Below are 4,252 nucleotides of genomic sequence, written 5' to 3' on the forward strand. Positions count from 1 at the left end.
TGTTCGGCGTGCAGGCGCGCGGCGGCTGCGCCTGCGCGGGGCCCTACGTGCACCGTCTGCTCGGCATCGACGCGGCCGCGTCCGCTGCGCTGCGCGCCCGGATCCTCTCGGGCGAAGAATTGGCCAAACCCGGCTTCGTGCGCTGCAACCTGTCGCCCATGATGTCGGAGGACGAGATAGATGCGGTGCTCGGTGCGATCACTGCCCTGCCAGACGCGGCGCTGCGGCACCGCGACCGATATGAAGCCAATGCCGAGAGGGCCATATTCGGGATGACCGCCGCCTAGAAGGGGAGCCGCAGCGATCCGGTGCGCATGGCGCTGTGAGGTATGCCCCCGATACCAAGCCGCCACCGCCGAACCGGTCGCCCGGACCAGCGCCAAGACGGGATAGTCGCTCGGGTTTCTCGGCGATCCCGGCTGGACCCGCTTGCCGGAGAGGATCATGCTCCGATGTCGTGGACCCGACGACCATCCCGATTTGCAGACCAGCCGACAGGAAAGATCGCTTCGTGACAACCGACCCGACCCGCATCGAAGATCTTGCGACGCCCGCCTTGCTGCTCGACGAAGGAAAGATGACCCGCAACATCGAACGGCTCGCGGCCCGGGCCCGCGCGTTGGGCGTGTCCCTGAGACCGCATCTGAAGACGGCCAAATGCATCGAGATCGCGCGCCGTCTCGGCGGCGACATGCCCGGCCCGATCACCGTCTCCACCCTGGCCGAGGCGGAGGCGTTCCACGCCGCCGGCCACGGCGACATTCTCTATGCCGTCGGGATCGCCCCGCAGAAGCTTGCCCGCGTGCAGGCCTTGCGCGAGGGGGGCTGCGATCTCACCGTCATCCTCGACAGCCCCGAGCAGGCAAAGGCCGTGGCCGAGGCGCGGGTGCCGGCGCTGATCGAAATCGACAGCGACGGCCATCGCGGCGGACGCCGCGCCGAGGATCCGGCGCTGATCGAGATCGGGCGCATCCTGTACGGCGCGGAATGCCTGCGCGGCGTGATGACCCATGCGGGCGACAGCTACGGCGTGCGCGGCGAAGCCGCCCATGCCGAGTTCGCCGAGCGCGAACGCCGCGCGGTCGTCGCGGCGGCCGAGGTCCTGCGCCGGGACGGGCTGCCCTGCCCCGCCGTCAGCGTCGGATCGACGCCGACCGCCCATGCCGCGCGCGACCTGACGGGCGTCACCGAGCTGCGCGCCGGCGTCTACATGTTCTTCGATCTCGTGATGGCGGGCATCGAGGTCTGCGAGACGGAGGACATCGCGCTGTCGGTTCTGACCACCGTCATCGGGCATCAGCGCGACAAGGGCTGGATCATGATCGATGCCGGTTGGATGGCGATGTCACGCGATCGCGGCACAGCGGCGCAGGACGTGGATCAGGGCTATGGCCTCGTTTGCGACGCGGAGGGGCGGATCCTGGACGGCCTGATCGTCGGCAGCGCCAATCAGGAGCACGGGGTCGTCTCGTTGCGTCCGGGCGCGGATGCGGCGCTGCCGGACCTGCCCATAGGCACCCGCCTGCGCATTCTCCCCAACCACGCCTGCGCGACCGCCGCGCAGCATGATCGCTACCATCTCCTGCCCGCCGCGGGCGGCGCGCCGAAGGTCTGGCACCGGTTCGGCGGCTGGTAGGGCGCGACGGCAGCCCCGAACCAATGCCCATACCCCCGGGTTCTCACAGGAAAAGGGGGAAGGTGTTTATCGTTGGAGAAGAGCGATGACACCCGGTGTGCCGCACCGCCCCGGCGGCAGGTTCCGGCCAGCGAGACTCAAGCCGTCATTCCGCCGATGACGGCCCGCGCGACACCCAGTCGCGCGGGCCCTGCTTCATGCGGCGTAATGGATCACGCTGCGGATGCTCTTGCCCTCATGCATCAGCTCGAACGCCTCGTTGATCTGCTCGAGCGGCATGGTGTGGGTGATGAAATCGCTCAGCTTGAACTCGCCCGCGAGATAGCGCTCCACGTAATCGGGCAGCTCCGAGCGGCCCTTGACGCCGCCGAAGGCCGATCCGCGCCAGACCCGGCCGGTGACGAGCTGGAACGGACGGGTCGAAATCTCCTGACCCGCGCCGGCGACGCCGATCACCACGCTCTCGCCCCAGCCCTTGTGGCAGCATTCCAGCGCCGAGCGCATGACGTTGACGTTGCCGATGCACTCGAAGGAGTAATCGACGCCGCCATCCGTCATCTCGACGATGACCTCCTGGATCGGCTTGTCGTGATCCTTGGGGTTCACGCAGTCGGTGGCGCCGAGCTGGCGCGCCAGCTCGAACTTGCTCTCGTTGATGTCGATGGCGATGATCCGGCCCGCCTTGGCCATGGTCGCGCCGATGATCGCCGACAGGCCGATGCCGCCGAGCCCGAAGATCGCGACCGTCGCGCCCTCCTCGACCTTGGCGGTGTTCATCACGGCGCCCATGCCGGTGGTGACGCCGCAGCCCAGCAGGCAGACCTCTTCGAGCGGCGCCTCGGGGTTGACCTTGGCGAGCGAGATCTCGGGCAGGACCGTGTATTCCGAAAAGGTCGAGCAGCCCATGTAGTGATGGATCGACCGGCCGTCCTTGGAAAACCGCGTCGTGCCGTCGGGCATCAAACCCTTGCCCTGCGTCTCGCGGATCTTCTGGCACAGGTTGGTCTTGCCCGAACGGCAGAATTTGCACTCGCCGCATTCGGGCGTGTAGAGCGGGATCACGTGATCGCCCACCGCGACGCTGGTGACGCCCTCGCCGATGGATTCGACGATGCCGCCGCCCTCATGGCCCAGCACCGAAGGAAAGATCCCCTCGGGATCGTCGCCCGAGAGGGTGAAGGCATCGGTGTGGCAGACGCCGGTGGCGATGATGCGCACTCGCACCTCGCCCGCCTTGGGCGGTGCCACCTCGATCTCCTCGATTGAAAGCGGCTCCCCTGCGGCCCAGGCGACCGCGGCCTTGCAAGTGATGGTCTCTGCCATGGTCTGGCGCTCCTGTCTTGGCGGATCGGAAAATCGCGGCGATGCGCGGCTTGGAGCGCACTTACATTAATTCACCGGGCGCGTTAATCGCCGGTTCGGGAAAACACCATTGCACAGGCGCAAAGATCGGAGGGGAGGCGATGCAGGATTGGGAAGGGGTCGGGGAGTTCGCGGCCGTGGCCCGCACGCTGAGCTTCACCCGGGCCGCCGCCCGGCTCGGCATCTCGACCGCGCAGGTCAGCCGCCGGGTCAGCGCGCTGGAGGCCCGGCTGGGCGTGAAGCTCCTGCACCGGACGACGCGCAGCGTTTCCCTGACCGAGCAGGGAGAAACCTACCACGCCCATATCCGGCCCGTGCTCGACGGGCTGGCCGAGGCCGAGCGCGCGGTGACCCGGATCAACGCCGCGCCGGCCGGGCGATTGTCCCTCACCGCCCCCGTCACCTTCGGCGAAAGCGCCATCGGTCCGTTGGTCAACGAGTTTCTCACGCGGCATCCCGCGCTCGAGGTGACGCTGACGCTGACCAATCAGAAGATCGATCTGGTGGCGGAGGGCTACGACCTGGCGATCCGGCTCGGAACGCTCCAGGATTCGAGCCTCATCGCCACGCGCCTTGCGGCCCGGACGCTGCATGTCTGCGCCAGCCCCGCCTATCTCGCCTGCCGGGGAACGCCGCAGCAACCCGGCGACCTGTCGCACCACAACTGCCTGCAAGGCACGCTGGACCATTGGCGGTTTCGGCAAAACAAACGCTTGCGGCAGCTGCGGGTTCACGGAAGCCTGCGGTGCAACAGCGGCTGGAGCCTGCTCGACGCGGCCGTCAGAGGGGTGGGGTTGGTGCAACTGCCGGACTACTACCTGCGCACCGCCGTGGCCGAAGAGAAACTCGTGGCGGTTCTGGAAGAGTTCCAGCCGCCGGAAGAAGGCGTCTGGGCGGTATATCCGCCGAACAGGCATCTATCGTCCAAGGTCAGGCTGCTGCTGGATTTCCTGGCCGAGCGCCTCGACCGATCCGGTTAGGCCCCCGAGCGGCCCGACGCCCTGCCCCCACCGGGCAGCTGCCCATCGACGATGGTCCCGCACGCCTCCAGCTCATGGGTGAGCAGGATGACCGAGGCGCGCTGCCCCGGAAAGATGCGCCCCAACTCGCCGCCCAGCCCGAGCGCCTCGCCGTCGAACAGCGCCTCGGGCAGCAGGATCAGGTCGATCTCGTCAGCCAAGCATCACCTCCTGCCCTTTCGGGTGAACCGTCTCGTAATATTGCCGCAGCTCCAGCTCGGCGGCGGCTTCGGTG

The 4,252-nt window shown here is 67.9% G+C and carries 4 protein-coding genes and 1 pseudogene; 3 read left to right on the forward strand and 2 right to left on the reverse strand.

The window, feature by feature from the left end; translation table 11 throughout:
* A pseudogene (locus NHG85_RS15290) lies at positions 1 to 287 on the forward strand (aminotransferase class V-fold PLP-dependent enzyme); the annotation flags it as partial.
* Positions 288 to 511: 224 nt separating this feature from the next.
* Positions 512 to 1,636: a DSD1 family PLP-dependent enzyme gene (locus tag NHG85_RS15295; RefSeq protein ID WP_253333880.1), complete on the forward strand. Its 1,125-nt coding sequence runs from the start codon at positions 512 to 514 to the stop codon at positions 1,634 to 1,636.
* 195 nt (positions 1,637 to 1,831) lie between these two features.
* On the opposite strand, the gene NHG85_RS15300 is transcribed toward NHG85_RS15295, so the two are convergent.
* Positions 1,832 to 2,947: an S-(hydroxymethyl)glutathione dehydrogenase/class III alcohol dehydrogenase gene (locus tag NHG85_RS15300; RefSeq protein ID WP_253333885.1), complete on the reverse strand. Its 1,116-nt coding sequence runs from the start codon at positions 2,945 to 2,947 to the stop codon at positions 1,832 to 1,834.
* Positions 2,948 to 3,135: 188 nt separating this feature from the next.
* Here NHG85_RS15300 and NHG85_RS15305 point away from each other — a divergent pair, with 188 nt between their 5' ends.
* On the forward strand, positions 3,136 to 3,978 hold the full coding sequence (locus NHG85_RS15305) for a LysR family transcriptional regulator (RefSeq protein ID WP_253333882.1): 843 nt from the start codon (positions 3,136 to 3,138) through the stop codon (positions 3,976 to 3,978).
* On the opposite strand, the gene NHG85_RS15310 is transcribed toward NHG85_RS15305, so the two are convergent.
* The gene (locus NHG85_RS15310) at positions 3,975 to 4,178 is read right to left on the reverse strand and encodes a hypothetical protein (RefSeq protein WP_253333884.1); all 204 of its coding nucleotides are present in this window, start codon (positions 4,176 to 4,178) and stop codon (positions 3,975 to 3,977) included. The genes NHG85_RS15305 and NHG85_RS15310 overlap by 4 nt on opposite strands.
* Positions 4,179 to 4,252: the final 74 nt, after the last annotated feature.

Origin of the sequence: Limimaricola litoreus (assembly GCF_024159025.1) — a bacterium.
GTDB classification, from domain to species: Bacteria; Pseudomonadota; Alphaproteobacteria; order Rhodobacterales; family Rhodobacteraceae; genus Limimaricola; species Limimaricola litoreus.